This is a genomic window from Pseudomonas sp. BN515, assembly GCF_029873155.1.
Lineage (GTDB): Bacteria > Pseudomonadota > Gammaproteobacteria > Pseudomonadales > Pseudomonadaceae > Metapseudomonas.
On sequence record NZ_SSOH01000077.1, the window covers coordinates 37,377 to 54,916 of the forward strand.

The window sequence follows — 17,540 nt, forward strand, 5'->3', positions numbered from 1 at the left end:
CAGTGCAAATCTCACGGACAAATTGCATTCTTCTTCGCATCAGTCAGCAGCACGCGAACGCCGGAACGGACCTTCACGGTCCCGCCGGTCTTATCGTCAGAAACCGTGGCGTCGACGCTCCACACGGTATTCCAGGTACTGCTCGACATGGTCAGGTTTTCACTACTTGGCGCGACCACTTGTGCCACCGACGCCTGGATACATTCGGGCGGAGCAATATCGACCACGTAATCCACGGTTCCATCGTTATCAATATCAACGTTGGAACGCGTTTGCGTGGGGGCTGCAGTAAAGTCAGTGCTCACGACCAATTCAATCGCCGTATTGGCAGCCGCGAGTGCCTCCTCACGGACCTGCATATTGCCAACGGACTTGAGACTTACCGAACTCATGGTAAATGCACTCGAGACCAGCATTGTCAGCAGCAACAGCATGATCAGCCCGACCACAAGTGCTGCCCCCTGCTCCCCGCCTTTTAATCTGATCCTGTTCACGGAGTCTCCCTCCGCCCTGCAACGTTGTTCAAACGAACTGTGGTGGTGTAAACATGGCGTTTGAAGCCATCATTGAAGGGTCCAACATCAGTCGAACCCAATTTATAGGTCTTGCTGTCAGAGTGACCAAGTGAAGCCTCGGTGCTCCGGACCAACACGTAAATACGAGCAGCTACGATATTGACCAACTCATTCACACCACAGGGAGATGCTGTCGTGCAACGGATGAAACTCCCGTCCGGAACACCGTCCCCCCGATTGGTGGGAGACACCTTGTTCAACGGATTGGCCCAGGTAACGGCCTGCGCGTAATTGATGGCGGCACCACTATCGCTAAGGCTGTCCACACCCAACTCGACAACCAGACCTTCAACCCCGTCTACGATTGGCTGTACGTTCCAGCCACTGCCGCCACCATCAGTAAACTCCGCCCGCATCAACGTATTATCATCCCGAACAAAATATATGTTCGAGACATACTTGCGCTTCTCCGCCAACGCAGTAGAAAGACAGTTTCTTTTCTGAAGAGTGAAGCCGGACTTGCTCAGCACATAGGCATACGGCGACTCAGTGGAACACCGGGAAAACTGAAAATAAACCTTGGCAGCATCTTCAGCTTCACAGTTCGCGGTACCGGGAACGCAGTTCTCCACACGACGAACTACCACGACATCGGTACCGTCTTTCTTGTTCTGCACCACGGCGGAACAACCCGTTGGAACCGCATCATACGTCTGTAGCGATATGCCCAGGATCCTCTTCTTGTAAGCGGCACCCCAGGATGAATAGGCAAGGCAAGGCTCGGGGACCGCATCCGGAAGGTCGGCGGGTACCGCCGTCGAGGTCAGATCATCGAACTGCGGGATATAACCATTCCAGAATCCGCCATGAACCAGGTCCTCGGCAATCAGCTGGATGGCAAAACGTCCGTTCTCGATCTGGGCGTTGGTCTTCTCCATCTCCGTATTCGTCCGTGCGACATCGACGAAGAGTTTGAGAATGGCCGCCATCATCAGCAGGCTGACTGTCACCGCCACCATCAACTCAACCAGGCTGAACCCTGATTGGCTGCTCGAACTGCTGCACTGGCCGCTCGAGGAGCCCGGTACAACTCCATTCATTTTCATAAATTCGCAATTCGCACGATGGTGGTCACAACCCGGCGGCACATGTCGTCAGTGCAACCTGAACCGCCGTCATATTGATTTTTCCCACAAGCAACACTTGCAGGTGGTGCTGACAGCGGCCCCAATCCTTGCCAGGCAACGGTTACCAGATATTCACCTCCGCCCAGGGACTCGACACACCCCCTCCCGCCGATCATAGCGCCAAGCTTGCTGCTGCCCTGCACCTCGCCCGCCCCTTGCAAGGCAGAGCACCATTCCACCTTGTTGGTATTCCCGAGAGAGGCGCATGACGCGGTATTGGCCCCCAGACTCGTGGTACCGGTTACCAAGGCGGCGACATTATTGCGACTAATGGTGAGCCGATTCGCCATATCGTTCAGAAGCAGCAGGGCCTGAGAACGTTGGTACGCCTCCATTTCGGACTGCTGCAGACGCGCCTGCAGTGCCGCCATGCCGAGCAGCCCGACCGAAAGAATAAGGATGGTTACCAGCACCTCGATCAACGTCATACCGCGCTGAAGGCTCGATTGAGATGGAACGCTCATGGCACCTACCATTTCCCGGGAGGAGTCTTGGCCCCTGCACTATCGAGCGTCAGGTTACCGTCGCTCGCTTGTGCACCGGTGGCGGTGAAGGTGATGGTGAAGCTGGGAACAGTTCCGGTGCCAAGCGTAATGCTATCGGTGTACCTGCCGACCAGATCACTTTCCAGGCTATAACCCAGCTGCGCCTTGGTCGCGTATGTGCGATTGGCCAGAAGGTATTGCTGCTGGCGATTCGCAATATCCATCATCTGCGCCTGCGCGGCTGCACGATTACCGCGAATGACATATTGCTGGTAACTGGGATAGGCAATTGCAGCCAGAATGGCAACTATTGCGACGACGATCATAAGCTCGATGAGGGTAAAACCACGCTGCTTTGTTCTGCCCACTGAGTCACCTTCTTGGTTTGACGACCGGAGGAATGCCTGATTTGACTTCTTGATTCCAAGTTCAATTGGAAATCCTTCAGTTACGGCCATTTTGCATCCTCCGACTCCTGTCGCAACTTCATCCGACCTTCACCTCAGTTCACTTCACGCTTTCGCCTTACAACCAAAGGCAGCGTAAACGGGCCCTCCACGCGTGTCCCAGTGAATTCGTACATACAGGATGCGTCATTCCTGTACGACGCAGAGTGATCTGCCGCCAATTTCAAGAGTTTTCTTTGCGGCTTCCAGGAACAGGCGACCTTGAGAAATTCTTTCATTTCCAGAAGCTTAACGGTCAGTTCTCATTCAGGTCCTTTTAGCGGCGACGAGCGGGCAAAGGCCAAGGATGACAGGCAAATCCCGTTGATCTTTCAATCAAGGCAAGGATGCCATGACCGGGAATACTCGCGGTTTCACCCTGATCGAGCTATTGGTAGCCGTCACGCTCCTGGCCATTTGCATTGGCCTTGGGACACCGTCGCTTACTCAATTCATAAGGGCGCAACAGCTGACTGCAGCCAGTCAGGTTCTGTCTTCAAGCCTCGCCCTTGCACGGCAGGAGTCTGTCTTCCGGAAGGTTGCCGTCCTCGTGGACAACCAGGACGGAGACTGGTCGACCGGCTGGTGGGTCTATGCCGATCAGAATGGAAATGGGCGATGGGACGAAAGCGACGTATTAATCAGGCAAGTCGGTCCGCGACCGGTGGGAGTCGTCATCAAGGGTAACTCGCCCGTCAAGCGCTACATCCGTTACACACCGACAGGCAGGGCAACCATGCTGGGAGGTGCTTTTCAGGCCGGGACGCTCGCACTCTGCCATACCGATCGCAAGTCGCATGTCAGGAAGTTGGTGATCAACGCAGTGGGAAGAGTACGCAGGGCCAAGCAACCGCCGGGCCCTTGCTGAAACACCACTATGCCCGCGAATGAAATCGCATGAAGTTCGCAGGCATTTTTGGCCAGGCTTTGGTCGCGAGCCCTACCCGACGTTGACCACCCGCAATTCCTTCGGCATGGAGAAGGTCACGTTCTCCGGTCGACCATCCAGCTCGACGGCGACTTCGGCGCCCCACTCCCGGAGCTGATTGATCACACCTTGCACCAGCACTTCGGGGGCAGAAGCGCCGGCGGTGATGCCGACGCGTTTCACGTTCTCGAACCATTCGCGTTTGAGGTCTTCGGCACCGTCGATCAGGTAGGCCGGGGTGTCCATGCGCTCGGCCAGCTCGCGCAGGCGATTGGAGTTGGAGCTGTTCGGGCTACCGACTACCAGCACCACATCACTTTCGTGGGCAAGCTGCTTCACCGCATCCTGGCGATTCTGGGTGGCGTAGCAGATGTCGTCCTTGCGCGGACCGCCGATGTTGGGGAACTTGGCGCGCAGCGCATCGATGACGCGGCTGGTGTCGTCCATGGACAGAGTGGTCTGGGTGACGAACGACAGGGCATCGGCATTGCGCACCTGCAGCCGCTCGACGTCCGCCTCGTCCTCCACCAGGTAGATGGCGCCGCCGTTGCTGACGTCATACTGACCCATGGTGCCTTCCACTTCCGGGTGGCCGGCGTGGCCGATGAGGATGCATTCGCGGCCATCGCGGCTGTAGCGCGCGACTTCCATATGCACCTTGGTCACCAGCGGGCAGGTGGCGTCGAACACCTTGAGGCCGCGACGAGCGGCTTCCTGGCGCACGGCCTGGGATACGCCGTGGGCGCTGAAGATGACGATCACGTTGTCCGGCACCTGGTCGAGTTCTTCGACGAACACGGCTCCGCGAGCGCGCAGGTCTTCGACCACGAACTTGTTGTGTACCACTTCGTGGCGCACGTAGATCGGCGGACCGAACACCTCGAGGGCACGGTTGACGATCTCGATGGCGCGATCGACGCCGGCGCAGAAGCCGCGAGGGTTGGCGAGTTTGATTTGCATGGTGGTTACCTCGTCCGAACGAGTGAAGATCAGGCCGGCTTGACCGACAAGATCTCCACCTCGAAGGAGAGCGGCTTGCCCGCCAGCGGGTGGTTGAAGTCGACGGTCACATGGGTGTCGTCGACCAACTTCACCACGCCAGGCAGTTCGGCGTTGGCCGCGTCATTGAAGATGATCAGCAGGCCTTCGGAGAGTTCCATGTCCTGGAAGTTGCCGCGGGGCATCACCTGCACGTTCTGCGGATTGGGCTGGCCGAAGGCCTGCTCAGGTTCGACGGCCAGGACCCGCTTGTCACCACTCTTGAGGCCGAACAGCACGCTTTCGAAGCCTGGGAGCAGGTTGCCGTCGCCCACTTTGAAAGTGGCCGGGTTCTTCTCGAAGGTGCTGTCCACCACGTCGCCGTTATCCAGCTTGATGGCGAAATGCAGGGTGACTTCCATGTCCGGCCCTATGCGATGTTCAGTCATGGGCAGGTTCTCCGGACTTCTTCGCTTTGAACATATCCAGCGCCAGCATCACGGCGCCGACGGTGATGGCGCTATCGGCCAGGTTGAACGCCGGGAAGTACCAGCGGTTCTGCCAATGCACCAGGATGAAATCGACCACATGGCCAAGCACCACGCGGTCGTAGAGGTTGCCGAGGGCACCGCCCAGGACCAGGGCCAGCGCAATGGCCAGCCAGGTTTCCTCGGGCTTCAGGCGCTTCAGCCACACCACCAGTACACCGCTGACCACCAGGGCGATCAGGGCGAACAGCCAACGCTGCCAGCCCGAACTGTCGGCCAGGAAGCTGAAGGCCGCGCCGGTGTTGTAGGCCAGGGTCCAGCTGAAATAGTCAGGGATGACCACGATCTGCTGGTAGAGGTTGAGTTCACTCTCGAAGAACCATTTGGTCGCCTGGTCCAGCACGAACACGAGGCCAGTCAGCCAGAGCCAGCCGAGACGGCCATATGCCTTAGGCATAGTGTCGAACCTCACCGGCACCATCGATGTTTTCTACGCAACGACCACACAGGTCCGGGTGCTTCACGAATTGGCCAACGTCGGCGCGGTGGTGCCAGCAACGGCCGCACTTGGTGTGGGCGGACTTGTGAATCTTCAGCTTGAGGCCGGCGACCTCGGTCTCCACGGCGTCGGCCGGAGCGCTGGCCAGCGGCTGGACGTCGGCGGCCGAGGTGATCAGCACGAAGCGCAGCTCATCGCCCAGCTTGGCCAGGCCCGCAGCCAGGGCGTCTTCGGCGAACAGAGTCACTTCGGCCTGCAGGTTGCCGCCGATGGCCTTGTTGCTGCGCAGGTTTTCCAGCTCCTTGTTGACCGAAGCCTTGACCGCCATGACCTGTTCCCAGAACTCGCGGCCCAGCTCGAAGCCTTCCGGCAGCTCGCTCAAACCCTGGTACCAGGTGTTCAGCATCACCGACTCATTGCGCTCGCCCGGCAGGTACTGCCAGATCTCGTCGGCGGTAAAGGCCAGGATCGGCGCGACCCAGCGCACCAGCGCCTCGGCGATATGGAACAGCGCGGTCTGGCAGGAACGGCGCGCCACGCTGTCGGCGGAGGTGGTGTACTGACGGTCCTTGATGATGTCGAGGTAGAAGCCGCCCAGCTCCTGCACGCAGAAGTTGTGCACTTTCGAGTAGACGTTCCAGAAACGGTACTCACCGTAGGCTTCTTCCAGTTCGCGCTGCAGCAGCAGGGCGCGGTCCACAGCCCAGCGATCCAGGGCCAGCATGTCCTCGGCGGGCAGCAGGTCCTTGACCGGGTCAAAGCCATTCAGGTTGGCCAGCAGGAAGCGCGCGGTGTTGCGGATGCGGCGGTAGGCATCGGCGCTGCGCTGGAGAATCTGCTGGGAAACGGCCATTTCGCCGGAGTAGTCGGTAGCCGATACCCACAGGCGCAGGATGTCGGCACCCAGGCTGTCGGTAACTTGCTGCGGAGCGATCACGTTGCCCAGGGACTTGGACATCTTGCGACCGCTCTCGTCCACGGTGAAGCCGTGGGTCAGCAGCTGGCGGTACGGCGCGTGGCCATCGATGGCGCAGCCGGTCAGCAAGGATGAGTGGAACCAGCCACGGTGCTGGTCGGAGCCTTCCAGGTACAGGTCGGCCGCCGGACCGCTGGCATGGCCCAGCTCGGCATGGGAGCCGCGCAGCACGTGCCAGTGAGTGGTACCGGAGTCGAACCACACGTCCAGGGTGTCGCTGATCTTGTCGTACTGGCCGGCTTCGTCGCCGAGCAGCTCGGCGGCGTCCAGCTTGAACCAGGCCTCGATGCCTTCCTGCTCGACACGCTGGGCCACCTGCTCCATCAGCTCGACGGTGCGCGGGTGCAGTTCACCGGTGGCCTTGTGCAGGAAGAACGGGATCGGTACGCCCCAGTTGCGCTGGCGGGAGATGCACCAGTCCGGGCGACCGGCGATCATGCCGTGCAGGCGCGCCTGGCCCCAGGCGGGAACGAACTCGGTCTTGTCGATGGCGGACAGGGCGCGCTCGCGCAGCGTGGAGCCCTGCTCCGGCTGTTTATCCATGCCGACGAACCACTGTGCAGTGGCGCGGTAGATCAGCGGAGTCTTGTGGCGCCAGCAGTGCATGTAGCTGTGGTTGATCGCCTCGTGCTTGAGCAGCGCGCCTACTTCTTCCAGCTTGGCGACGATGGCCGGGTTGGCCTTCCAGATGAACTGGCCGCCGAAGAACGGCAGGTCCTGCACATACACGCCGTTGCTCTGAACGGGGCTCAGGATGTCGTCATTGCTCATGCCGTGCTGTTTGCAGGTACGGAAGTCGTCCTCACCGTAGGCTGGCGCGGAGTGGACGATGCCGGTACCGGCACCCAGCTCGACGTATTCGGCCAGGTAGACGGGCGACAGGCGCTCGTAGAAGGGGTGGCGGAAGCGGATCAGGTCCAGCGCCTCGCCTTTGGCGGTGGCGATGACTTGACCGTCCAGGCCGTAGCGCGAAAGGCAGGATTCCACCAGCTCTTCGGCCAGCACCAGCAGGCGCGCGCCGGTATCCACCAGCGCGTAGTTGAATTCGGGGTGGACGTTCAGCGCCTGGTTGGCCGGGATGGTCCAGGGAGTGGTGGTCCAGATGACGATGGCAGCGGGCTTGGCCAGGCTCGGCAGGCCGAAAGCGGCAGCCAGCTTGTCGACGTCTTCGACCGGGAAGGCCACGTCGATGGCGTCGGACTTCTTGTCGGCGTACTCGACTTCGGCTTCAGCCAGGGCCGAGCCGCAATCGAAGCACCAGTTAACCGGTTTCAAGCCCTTGAACACGAAGCCCTGCTTGACCATTTCGGCCAGGGCACGAATCTCGCCGGCCTCGTTGGCGAAGGCCATCGTCTTGTAGGGGTTGTCCCAGTCACCCAGCACGCCCAGGCGGATGAAGTCGGCCTTCTGGCCTTCGATCTGCTCGGCGGCATAGGCACGGCACAGCTCGCGGGTTTTGTCCGCGGGCAGGTTCTTGCCATGGGTGGTCTCGACCTTGTGCTCGATCGGCAGGCCGTGGCAGTCCCAGCCCGGCACATAGGGGGCGTCATAGCCCGACAGGGTCTTGGAGCGGACGATGATGTCCTTGAGGATCTTGTTGACCGCGTGACCGATGTGAATGCTGCCGTTGGCGTAGGGCGGGCCATCGTGCAGGACGAACTTCGGGCGACCTTCGCCGATCTGCCGCAGCTTGCCGTACAGGTCGATGCTGTTCCAGCTCTGCAGCAGTTCCGGCTCGCGCTGGGGCAGACCGGCCTTCATCGGGAATGCCGTCTCGGGCAGGTTCAGGGTCGCTTTGTAATCGGTCATTTCAGTCCAGGCTCTTCAATTTGATTGAGTACCCTGCCAATAGGCACGGGCGGCAGCGACATCCGCATCGATCGCCGACTTCAACGCCTCCAGGGAGGCAAAACGCTGCTCATCACGCAGCTTGTGATGGAAGGTCACGCTGATCCGCCGGTCATAGAGATCGCCGGCGTAGTCCAGCAGGTGGACCTCCAGGTGGGCGCGCCCGTCACCCTTCACGCTCGGGCGCACGCCGATGTTGGCAACACCGGGCAACTGCCGGCCATCCAGCTCCACACTGACCAGGAACACACCATTGAGCGGCACCCGGCGGCGCTTGAGTTGCACGTTGGCGGTCGGAGTGCCCAATTGCCGACCGAGCTTCTGCCCATGCAGCACCCGGCCGGTAATGGTGAACGGGCGCCCAAGCAGGCGTTCGGCCAGGGCGAAATCACCCTCGGCAAGCGCCTGACGGACGCGGGTGCTGCTGACCCGCAGGCCATCCAGCTCCACGGTGGCCGCGGCTTCGACGCTGAAGCCCTCCGCCGCGCCAGCCTGCTGCAGGAATTCGAAATCACCGGCGCGGTCGCAACCGAAGCGGAAATCGTCACCAATCTCCAGATGCCTGGCACCCAGCCCCTCGACCAGGACCGCATGGACGAACTCGGCGGCGCTGAGCTCACGCAGGCGGCGGTTGAACGCAAGGCACAGCACCCGGTCCACGCCTTCGCGCGCCAGCAACTCGAGCTTGTCGCGCAGACGGGTCAGGCGCACCGGTGCGGTATCCGGGCCGAAGAATTCGCGCGGTTGCGGTTCGAAAATCACCACACAGGTGGGCAAACCCAGCTCAGCCGCACGCTCGCGCAACCGCTTGAGAATGGCCTGATGGCCGCGGTGCACGCCGTCGAAATTGCCGATAGTGGCGACACAGCCCCTATGTTGGGGCCGCAGGTTGTGGAGGCCTTGAACCAGCTGCATAGCACAAGTCTTGTTCACAAAGTGGTCGATTATACGCACAGCCGGCGCTGGACAACAGGCGCTATAGGCCCGCCAGCGCGACAAGTGGCGACGAGTCGCGACTCAGCGATTCACACGGCTCGCCGGGCGAAGTCGCGAAGCCTGAAGCCCAGCAGGGCCAGCATGCCGAAATAGGCAATCACACCCGCCCCGACGAGCACGCCAAGGCGCAGCAGACGCTCGAACATGCCGCCCAGCTCCCAGGCCGGCAGCAGGCGCATAACGCCCAATAGCACCGCGCACATCACCAGCACGGCCAGCACCAGCTTGGCGAGGAAACGGCCCCAGCCGGGCTGCGGCTGGAACAGACGCTGCTTGCGCAACTGCCAGTAGAGCAGCCCGGCGTTCATGCACGCCGCCAGGCTGATGGCCAGGGCCAGACCGGCATGTTTCAAGGGGAAGACGAAGGCGAGGTTCATCAACTGGGTCGCCACCAGTGTGAAAACGGCGATCTTCACCGGCGTGCGGATGTTCTGCCGCGCATAGAAACCGGGCGCCAGAACCTTCACCAGAATGATCCCGAGCAGCCCCACGGCGTAGGCGATCAGCGCACGCTGGGTCATCAGGGCGTCGTTAGCGGTGAACTTGCCGTACTGGAACAGCGCCACCGTCAGCGGCTCGGCCAACAGGGCCAGCGCCAGAGTGCAAGGCAGCACCAGCAGGAAACACAGGCGCAGGCCCCAGTCGAGCAACTGCGAGTAGGCATGGCGATCATCACTGGCATAGGTCTTGGCCAGGGAGGGCAGCAGGATGGTGCCCAGGGCCACGCCCAGCACGCCGGACGGCAACTCCATCAGGCGGTCGGCGTAGTACATCCAGGACACGGAACCGGCCGCCAGGAACGAGGCGAAGATGGTGTTGATGATCAGCGAGATCTGCCCCACGGACACCCCGAAGATCGCGGGCCCCATCTGCTTGAGCACACGCCAGACACCGGTGTCACGCAGGTTCAGCCGTGGCAGTACCAGCATCCCAATGCGCTTCAGCGCCGGAAGCTGGTAGAGCAGCTGCGCCAGGCCACCGACCAGCACGGCCCAGCCGAGGGCCATGATGGGTGGGTCGAAATAGGGAATCAGGAACAGCGCGAAGACAATCATGCTGACGTTCAGCAAGGTCGGCACGAAGGCCGGCACCGAAAAGCGGTTCCAGGTATTGAGGATGGCACCGGCCAGGGAAGACAGCGAAATCAGGAAGATATAGGGGAAGGTGACCCGCAGTAGATCGGTGGTCAGGGCGAACTTCTCAGGAGTATCGGCGAAACCCGGCGCGGTCACCCAGATCACCCAGGGCGCCGCCAGGATCCCCACCAGGGTCACCAGCGCCAGGACCAGGGTCAGCAAGCCAGAGATATAGGCGATGAACGTGCGGGTCGCCTCCTCGCCCTGCTGGGTCTTGTACTCGGCGAGGATGGGCACGAAGGCCTGGGAGAACGCACCCTCGGCGAAGATCCGGCGCAGCAGGTTCGGCAGCTTGAATGCGACGAAGAAGGCGTCGGTCGCCATGCCGGCACCGAAGAAACGCGCGACGATGGTGTCGCGTACAAAGCCCAGGACGCGGGAAAGCATGGTGATGGAGCTGACAGCCGCCAGCGACTTGAGCAGATTCATTCAGGGGGTCCGGAGAGAAAGTGCGCCTTCCGCCGGGCAGCGCTGCCGGGGACGGTCAAGGCTGCCGAGTGTAGAGTCCGGGCAGGATAAAATCATCCGGAAGAAAAGCTTACGCTCGTCGCCCCACTCACCTGATCGCCCTTGACAAGGCCAAAGCGCGTGGGCATGATTCGCGGCCTTAATTTGATTCAATCCCCCAGTTTCGAGGAGCTTGACGGTGGCCAACACACCTTCTGCCAAAAAACGCGCCAAACAGGCTGAGAAGCGTCGTAGCCATAACGCCAGCCTGCGCTCCATGGTCCGTACCTACATCAAGAACGTGGTCAAGGCTATCGACGCCAAGGACCTGCCGAAGGCCCAGGCCGCTTTCACCGCTGCTGTTCCGGTGATCGACCGCATGGCTGACAAAGGCATCATCCACAAGAACAAAGCCGCTCGTCACAAGAGCCGCCTGAACGCCCATATCAAGGCGCTCGGTCAAGCTGCTGCCTAAGCTTGAGTTCTTGTAAAAAACCGGCCTTCTGGCCGGTTTTTTATTGCCTGGATTCTTTGAAAACGATCTGAACACCCATGAAAAAGCCCGGATCATCCGGGCTCTTTCCAGCTATCTCAGGGCCTGCTTGGCCATGGCAGGATCGGAATCGCCGTGACCGCATTCTGCGGACTGCCCTCAATCACGCGGTCGCTGTAGACCAGATAAACCAGGGTATTGCGCTTGCGATCGAAGAAGCGCACCACCTGCATGCTCTTGAACACCAGCGAAGTGCGCTCCTTGAACACCTCCTCGCCATCCTTGAGCTCACCATTGAAGCGGATAGGCCCGACCTGGCGACAGGCGATGGACGCCTCGGCACGATCCTCTGCCAGCCCCAGACCACCTTTCACACCGCCAGTCTTGGCCCGGGACAGGTAGCAGGTCACACCCTCCACCTTGGGATCGTCGAACGCCTCTACCATGATCTTGTCGTTCGGACCGACCCACTTGAACACCGTCGACACCGAACCAATTTCTTCAGCACCAACCAGCAGCGGCATCGCGAGCAAGGCCGCTGCCATTCCTTTGATCAGTCGCATCCCTTCCTCCACGCCTCAGACCAGGACCAGGTTGTCGCGATGCACCAGTTCCGGCTCGTCGACATAGCCCAGCAGCTTTTCGATGAGATCAGAGGACTGGCCAATGATCTTCTGCGCTTCGAGGGCGCTGTAGTTGGCCAGGCCACGAGCGATTTCCGAACCATCAGGCCCGACGCAGACCACCATCTCGCCGCGACGGAAACTGCCCTGGACAGCCTTCACACCCACCGGCAACAGGCTCTTGCGGTCTTCGCGCAGCGCCTTGACTGCACCCGCATCGAGCACCAGGGTGCCGCGAGTCTGCAGATGCCCCGCCAGCCATTGCTTGCGCGCCGCCAGCATGCCGCGCTCAGGTGCCAGCAGCGTACCCAGGCGCTCGCCAGCCTTGAGGCGATCCAGCACTCGCTCGATGCGACCACCAACGATCACCGTATGAGCACCGGAGCGCGCCGCCAAGCGAGCCGCCCGCAGCTTGGTCTGCATGCCACCGCGCCCCAAGGCGCCACCGGTTCCGCCAGCCACGGCATCCAGAGCCGGATCATCGGCACGGGCTTCGAAGATCAATTGGGCATCAGGGTTGTGACGCGGATCGGCGTCGAACATGCCGTCACGGTCGGTGAGGATCACCAGCAGGTCAGCCTCCACCAGGTTGGCCACGAGCGCCGCCAAGGTGTCGTTGTCGCCGAAACGAATCTCATCGGTGACCACAGTGTCGTTTTCGTTGATTACCGGGATTGCCCCCAACTCCACCAGCGTGCGCAGGGTGCTGCGGGCGTTCAGGTAGCGCTTGCGATCCGACAGGTCGTCATGGGTGAGCAGGATCTGCGCCGTGTGGCGGCCATGCTCGGCAAAACTGGATTCCCAGGCTTGGACCAACCCCATCTGCCCCACCGAGGCGGCAGCCTGCAGCTCATGCACGGCACTCGGGCGGCTATGCCAACCCAGGCGACTCATGCCGGCCGCTACAGCGCCAGAGGACACCAGCACAAGCTCCACGCCCGCATCGCGCAGGGCCACCATCTGCTCGACCCAAACCGCCATGGCCGAACGATCCAGCCCACGACCATCAGCCGTGAGCAATGCACTTCCGATCTTCACCACCCAGCGCTGCGCGCCAGTCACCTTGTCCCGCATATCGTCCAACCTTAGCTAGAAGGCCGCGCGGCAAGGCGCGCGGCCATGCGAACACTCCACAACGCCGGGTGGCGCTGGGCTCAGGGTACGTAGAAGATTTCCGGCCCGTCGCCGTCATCCTCGTCGTCATCGAAATCGTCGTCATCGTCGACACCGGCATTCTTCAGGCCGGCACGGCGCAGGGCGCGCTGGTCGTCCATGGCCTGCAGACGGGCACGCGCTTCGTCTTCGATGCGCTGATCCAGCTCAGCGAGCTGCTCGGCGTAATCCGGCTCCTCTTCCATGCGCAGTGTGCGCTCGTCGAGGTAACGCATGATCTCCTGGGAAAGCGCTTCGGTACCTTCGCGCTCCAGGGCGGAAATCACGAACACCGGACCATCCCAGCCCAGACGCTCCAGCACAGCCTTCAAGCGCGCATCACGATCCTCATCGAGAAGCTGGTCCGCCTTGTTCAGCACCAGCCAGCGATCACGCTCGGTCAGTGCAGGGCTGAAGCGAGCAAGCTCTTCGATGATGGTCGCAGCAGCTTCGGCCGGATCACTTTCATCCAGCGGTGCCATGTCGACGATGTGCAGCAGCAGGCGGGTACGCGCCAGGTGCTTGAGGAAACGAATGCCCAGGCCAGCACCTTCGGCGGCACCCTCGATCAGACCGGGAATGTCGGCCACGACGAAGGACTTGAAGCGACCCACGCTGACCACACCCAGGTTTGGCACCAGAGTGGTGAAGGGATAGTCGGCGACCTTCGGCTTGGCGGCGGACACCGCACGAATGAAGGTGCTCTTGCCAGCATTTGGCAGACCCAGCAGACCAACGTCAGCCAGCACCTTCAGCTCCAGCTTGAGGTCGCGGGACTCGCCCGGCTTGCCCTTGGTGGTCTGACGCGGTGCGCGGTTGGTACTGGACTTGAAACGAGTGTTACCCAGGCCGTGCCAGCCACCCTGAGCCACCAGCAGGCGCTGACCAGGCTTGGTCAGGTCGCCGATGATTTCCTGGGTGGCCGCATCGATGATGGTGGTGCCCACAGGCACCGGCAGGACCAGGTCATCACCCTTGCGCCCGGTGCAGTCCTTGCTGCCGCCGTTCTCGCCGCGCTGAGCGTCGAAGCGACGGGTGTAGCGGTAGTCCACCAGGGTATTGAGGTTCGGATCGGCCTCCATGAACACGGAGCCGCCATCGCCCCCGTCACCACCGTTGGGGCCGCCCTTTTCAATGAATTTTTCGCGACGGAAACTCATCAGGCCATTGCCGCCGTCGCCCGCTTTTACAAAGATCGATACTTCATCGACGAATTTCATCAGGACGCCTCCCGCCACGGGGACGGGTTGAGTGAAACAAAGCACATAGGATACAGGGAACCCCGCTCGATGCAGAGTTTCCGTGGAGCAGAAACAAAAAAGCCCCGTCGCAAGACGGGGCTCTTCCAGCGAGGTCGCTATCAGGCAGCGACGATGCTTACGTACTTGCGGTTGAAAGCACCTTTGACCTCGAACTTGATCACGCCGTCCACTTTCGCGAACAGGGTGTGATCCTTGCCCAGGCCTACGCCGACGCCGGCGTGGAACTTGGTACCGCGCTGACGCACGATGATGTTGCCGGCTTTGACAGCCTGGCCGCCGTAAAGCTTCACGCCAAGGCGTTTACTTTCTGAGTCGCGGCCGTTGCGGGTAGAACCGCCAGCTTTTTTGTGTGCCATGAGTCAAATCCTCCAAAAAGGAAATTAGGCCTGGATGCCGGTGATCTTGATTTCAGTGAACCACTGGCGGTGGCCCTGGCGCTTCATGTGGTGCTTACGACGGCGGAACTTGATGATGCGCACTTTGTCGTGACGGCCTTGGGAGACCACTTCAGCGACTACTTTGGCGCCATCTACAACCGGAGCACCGATTTTCACGTCTTCGCCATTGCCGATCAGCAGGACGCGGTCGAAAGTCACGGATTCGCCGGTGGCGACTTCGAGCTTCTCGACTTTCAGGAATTCACCTTCAGCGACTTTGTATTGCTTGCCGCCGGTAACGATAACTGCGTACATGGATTTTCTCCGTTAAACCTGCTCACCCGACGCTTTATAAGAAGAGGTATGGGTCGGCATGGCTGCATGGGGCCGGAATTGACGCCCGTGCAATTGCGTAAGGCAGGAAAATGCCCAAGGAAAGTTCAGGGGCCGCGATTGTACGCAAGCAGCGATTGCCGCGCAAGCACCGCCAGCGCTCGCCTTGACAGTCCCCGGCCCGGTCCCTAGCATGCCGCGCATCCCAATAGGAGCACTTCTGGCTGATGCAACCCCAGGCTTTCTACCGCGTGGTGGCGGACGATTTTACCGCAGTCGACGACATCATTCGCCGGCAGTTGACCTCCCGCGTTCCTCTGGTGGAAAAGATCGGTGATTACATCGTCTCCGCTGGCGGCAAGCGCCTGCGCCCGCTCCTGGTCCTGCTGAGCGGCAATGCCCTGGGCTTCGGCGGCGACCAACTGCGCCTGCTGGCCGCCACCATCGAATTCCTGCACACCTCCACCCTGCTCCACGACGACGTGGTGGACGCCTCTGGACTGCGCCGCGGCCGCTCCACCGCCAATGCCCTGTGGGGCAACGCGCCGAGCGTGCTGGTGGGCGACTTCCTCTATGCCCGCTCCTTCGAAATGATGGTGGAACTCGGCTCCATGCCGGTCATGCGCATCATCTCCCAGGCCACCCGGGTCATCGCCGAAGGCGAAGTGCTGCAGCTGTCCAAGATCCGTGACGCCAGCACCACCGAAGAAACCTACATGGAAGTCATCCGCGGCAAGACCGCGATGCTCTTCGAAGCCTCCACCCACAGCGCAGCGATGCTGGCCGGCGCCAGCGCCGAACAGGCCGAAGCCCTGCGCCAGTTCGGCGACGCCCTGGGCATCGCCTTCCAACTGGTGGATGACCTGCTCGACTACCGTGGCGATGCCGCCACCCTCGGCAAGAACGTCGGTGACGACCTGGCCGAAGGCAAGCCCACCCTGCCGCTGATCGCTGCCATGCGCGACGGCACGCCGGAGCAGGCCAGCCTCGTGCGCAAGGCCATCCAGCAAGGCGGCAGCCAGGACCTGGAAGGCATTCGCGCCGCAGTCGAAGCCGCCGGCGCCCTGGACTACACCGCCCGTCTGGCCCGCGATTACGCCGCCCGTGCCATCGCCTGCCTGGACACGCTGCCGTCCAACGCCTACCGCGACGCCCTGATCGAGCTCACCGAATTCGCCGTCGCGCGGACCCACTGAGTCCCGATCCGCTGAAAAGCCCGTCCTGGTGACGGGCTTTTTTCTGTCTCGACGAAAGGTATCGATTGGCACTTGCCATTTCGATAATAGGAATTATTCTCACCTCAACGCTTTTCAAGGAGATGAGCCATGACCTACCTGATCGATGCCTGGCTGGATCGCCCCCACCCCTACCTGCGGATACTCCATCGGGAAACCGGTGAGGTTTGCGCCGTACTGGAAGAAGACGATCTCGACGAACTACGCGACCAGGGCGACCTTGACCTCGCCGGCCTGAACTCCAGCGAACCGCTGGTACTCAAGGAGCTGGTGCGCAATCTCTTCCTGTTCTGCTACGCCAGGGCGCTGCGACCCCACGGCGAGGTGCACTGAAAGGGATTCGGGAATCTGGGTGACGCCAGGACGCGTCATCCGCAATGCCGGCGCCCGGGCGCCGGCTTGCAGCGAGGGCAAAGGCGCCCTCGCGGGTTCCTGGGCGGGCCAGGGACGGCACGCCCAGGGGTCACCTGGATCAGAGGATGTCCAGGAGCTCCACGTCGAACACCAGCACGCTGTGCGGCGGGATGCTGCCAACAGCCTGACCGCCGTAGGCCAGTTCGCTCGGCACGTGCAGACGCCACTTGCTGCCAGCGTTCATCAGTTGCAGGGCTTCCACCCAACCAGCGATCACGCCGCCCACCGGGAATTCGGCAGGCTGGCCACGATCGTAGGAGCTGTCGAACACGGTGCCGTCGATCAGCGTGCCGTGGTAATGGGTGCGCACGGTGTCCTCGGCCGACGGCTTGGCGCCCTCGCCCGCTACCAGCACCTCGTACTGCAGGCCGGACGCCAGGACGGTCACGCCCTCGCGCTTGGCATTCTCTTCCAGGTAGGCACGACCGGCGCCAGCGGCGGCTTCCGCCTTGGCCTGGGCTTCGGCCTGCATGCGCTCGCGAATCACGCGGAAGCTGGCGGACAGGGCAGCACCATCGACGCGGCTTTCCAGGCCCTGGAAGGCATCGCTGAGGCCAGCGATCACGGCGTCCAGGCTCACACCGGGCGGGGGATTGTCACGGATCTGGTCGCCGAGCTGGCGGCCGATGCCATAGCTGACGCGGGTTTCGTCGGTGGAAAGGTCGAGTTGGGACATCGCGGAGCTCCGCTCAGGGTAAAAAGGCCGGCCAGACTAGCACAGC

General features: G+C 61.6%; 19 protein-coding genes. 3 read left to right on the forward strand and 16 right to left on the reverse strand.

Annotated elements, in window-relative coordinates; genetic code table 11:
* Positions 1–11: 11 nt before the first annotated feature.
* The 10 genes from E8E91_RS21250 to murJ all read right to left on the reverse strand — a co-directional run bounded on the left by E8E91_RS21250 (position 12) and on the right by murJ (position 10,911).
* Complete coding sequence (locus tag E8E91_RS21250) at positions 12–494, reverse strand: PilX N-terminal domain-containing pilus assembly protein (protein WP_280378580.1); 483 nt, start codon at positions 492–494, stop codon at positions 12–14.
* Positions 491–1,621 (reverse strand): PilW family protein, encoded by a 1,131-nt coding sequence (locus E8E91_RS21255; protein WP_280378581.1) that lies wholly within the window; start codon positions 1,619–1,621, stop codon positions 491–493. The genes E8E91_RS21250 and E8E91_RS21255 overlap by 4 nt, the downstream gene beginning before the upstream one ends.
* The gene (pilV, locus tag E8E91_RS21260) at positions 1,618–2,166 is read right to left on the reverse strand and encodes a type IV pilus modification protein PilV (RefSeq protein WP_280378583.1); all 549 of its coding nucleotides are present in this window, start codon (positions 2,164–2,166) and stop codon (positions 1,618–1,620) included. The genes E8E91_RS21255 and pilV overlap by 4 nt, the downstream gene beginning before the upstream one ends.
* 5 nt (positions 2,167–2,171) lie before the next feature.
* On the reverse strand, positions 2,172–2,555 hold the full coding sequence (locus E8E91_RS21265) for a type IV pilin protein (RefSeq protein WP_280378612.1): 384 nt from the start codon (positions 2,553–2,555) through the stop codon (positions 2,172–2,174).
* Positions 2,556–3,573: 1,018 nt separating this feature from the next.
* A complete protein-coding gene (gene ispH, locus E8E91_RS21270) occupies positions 3,574–4,521 on the reverse strand; it encodes a 4-hydroxy-3-methylbut-2-enyl diphosphate reductase (RefSeq protein WP_280378585.1) in 948 nt (315 codons plus the stop codon).
* Positions 4,522–4,550: 29 nt separating this feature from the next.
* A complete protein-coding gene (fkpB, locus tag E8E91_RS21275) occupies positions 4,551–4,988 on the reverse strand; it encodes an FKBP-type peptidyl-prolyl cis-trans isomerase (protein ID WP_280378587.1) in 438 nt (145 codons plus the stop codon).
* Positions 4,981–5,484 (reverse strand): signal peptidase II, encoded by a 504-nt coding sequence (gene lspA, locus E8E91_RS21280; protein ID WP_280366935.1) that lies wholly within the window; start codon positions 5,482–5,484, stop codon positions 4,981–4,983. The genes fkpB and lspA overlap by 8 nt, the downstream gene beginning before the upstream one ends.
* Entirely contained in the window at positions 5,477–8,311 is a 2,835-nt protein-coding gene (ileS, locus tag E8E91_RS21285) for an isoleucine--tRNA ligase (protein ID WP_280378589.1), read from the reverse strand. The genes lspA and ileS overlap by 8 nt, the downstream gene beginning before the upstream one ends.
* A 15-nt stretch (positions 8,312–8,326) precedes the next feature.
* The gene (gene ribF / locus E8E91_RS21290) at positions 8,327–9,265 is read right to left on the reverse strand and encodes a bifunctional riboflavin kinase/FAD synthetase (protein WP_190826979.1); all 939 of its coding nucleotides are present in this window, start codon (positions 9,263–9,265) and stop codon (positions 8,327–8,329) included.
* 110 nt (positions 9,266–9,375) lie between these two features.
* Positions 9,376–10,911 carry a murein biosynthesis integral membrane protein MurJ gene (gene murJ, locus E8E91_RS21295; RefSeq protein WP_280378591.1) on the reverse strand — a complete coding sequence of 512 codons (1,536 nt, stop codon included), beginning with the start codon at positions 10,909–10,911 and terminating at the stop codon, positions 9,376–9,378.
* Positions 10,912–11,128: 217 nt separating this feature from the next.
* On the opposite strand from murJ, the gene rpsT reads away from it, so the two are divergent.
* A complete protein-coding gene (gene rpsT / locus E8E91_RS21300) occupies positions 11,129–11,404 on the forward strand; it encodes a 30S ribosomal protein S20 (protein ID WP_069082204.1) in 276 nt (91 codons plus the stop codon).
* Positions 11,405–11,520: 116 nt separating this feature from the next.
* On the opposite strand, the gene E8E91_RS21305 is transcribed toward rpsT, so the two are convergent.
* From E8E91_RS21305 to rplU, 5 genes are all read right to left on the reverse strand, one after another.
* Positions 11,521–11,985, reverse strand: a complete 465-nt coding sequence (locus E8E91_RS21305) for a CreA family protein (RefSeq protein WP_280378592.1) — start codon at positions 11,983–11,985, stop codon at positions 11,521–11,523.
* Positions 11,986–12,000: 15 nt separating this feature from the next.
* Complete coding sequence (gene proB, locus E8E91_RS21310; protein WP_280366926.1) at positions 12,001–13,119, reverse strand: glutamate 5-kinase; 1,119 nt, start codon at positions 13,117–13,119, stop codon at positions 12,001–12,003.
* Between the two features lie 80 nt (positions 13,120–13,199).
* Positions 13,200–14,417 carry an Obg family GTPase CgtA gene (gene cgtA / locus E8E91_RS21315; protein ID WP_280366923.1) on the reverse strand — a complete coding sequence of 406 codons (1,218 nt, stop codon included), beginning with the start codon at positions 14,415–14,417 and terminating at the stop codon, positions 13,200–13,202.
* Positions 14,418–14,557: 140 nt separating this feature from the next.
* Positions 14,558–14,815 (reverse strand): 50S ribosomal protein L27, encoded by a 258-nt coding sequence (gene rpmA / locus E8E91_RS21320; RefSeq protein WP_190826969.1) that lies wholly within the window; start codon positions 14,813–14,815, stop codon positions 14,558–14,560.
* A gap of 24 nt (positions 14,816–14,839) precedes the next feature.
* Positions 14,840–15,151 carry a 50S ribosomal protein L21 gene (gene rplU, locus E8E91_RS21325; protein WP_044872190.1) on the reverse strand — a complete coding sequence of 104 codons (312 nt, stop codon included), beginning with the start codon at positions 15,149–15,151 and terminating at the stop codon, positions 14,840–14,842.
* Positions 15,152–15,396: 245 nt separating this feature from the next.
* Between rplU and E8E91_RS21330 the strand changes: the two genes are divergently transcribed.
* Complete coding sequence (locus E8E91_RS21330; protein WP_280366920.1) at positions 15,397–16,365, forward strand: polyprenyl synthetase family protein; 969 nt, start codon at positions 15,397–15,399, stop codon at positions 16,363–16,365.
* A gap of 129 nt (positions 16,366–16,494) precedes the next feature.
* Positions 16,495–16,737, forward strand: coding sequence for a hypothetical protein (locus E8E91_RS21335; RefSeq protein WP_280366918.1), 243 nt, complete (start codon positions 16,495–16,497; stop codon positions 16,735–16,737).
* Positions 16,738–16,876: 139 nt separating this feature from the next.
* Here E8E91_RS21335 and E8E91_RS21340 read toward each other — a convergent pair whose 3' ends face one another.
* Positions 16,877–17,494, reverse strand: coding sequence for an FKBP-type peptidyl-prolyl cis-trans isomerase (locus E8E91_RS21340; protein ID WP_151131830.1), 618 nt, complete (start codon positions 17,492–17,494; stop codon positions 16,877–16,879).
* Positions 17,495–17,540: the final 46 nt, after the last annotated feature.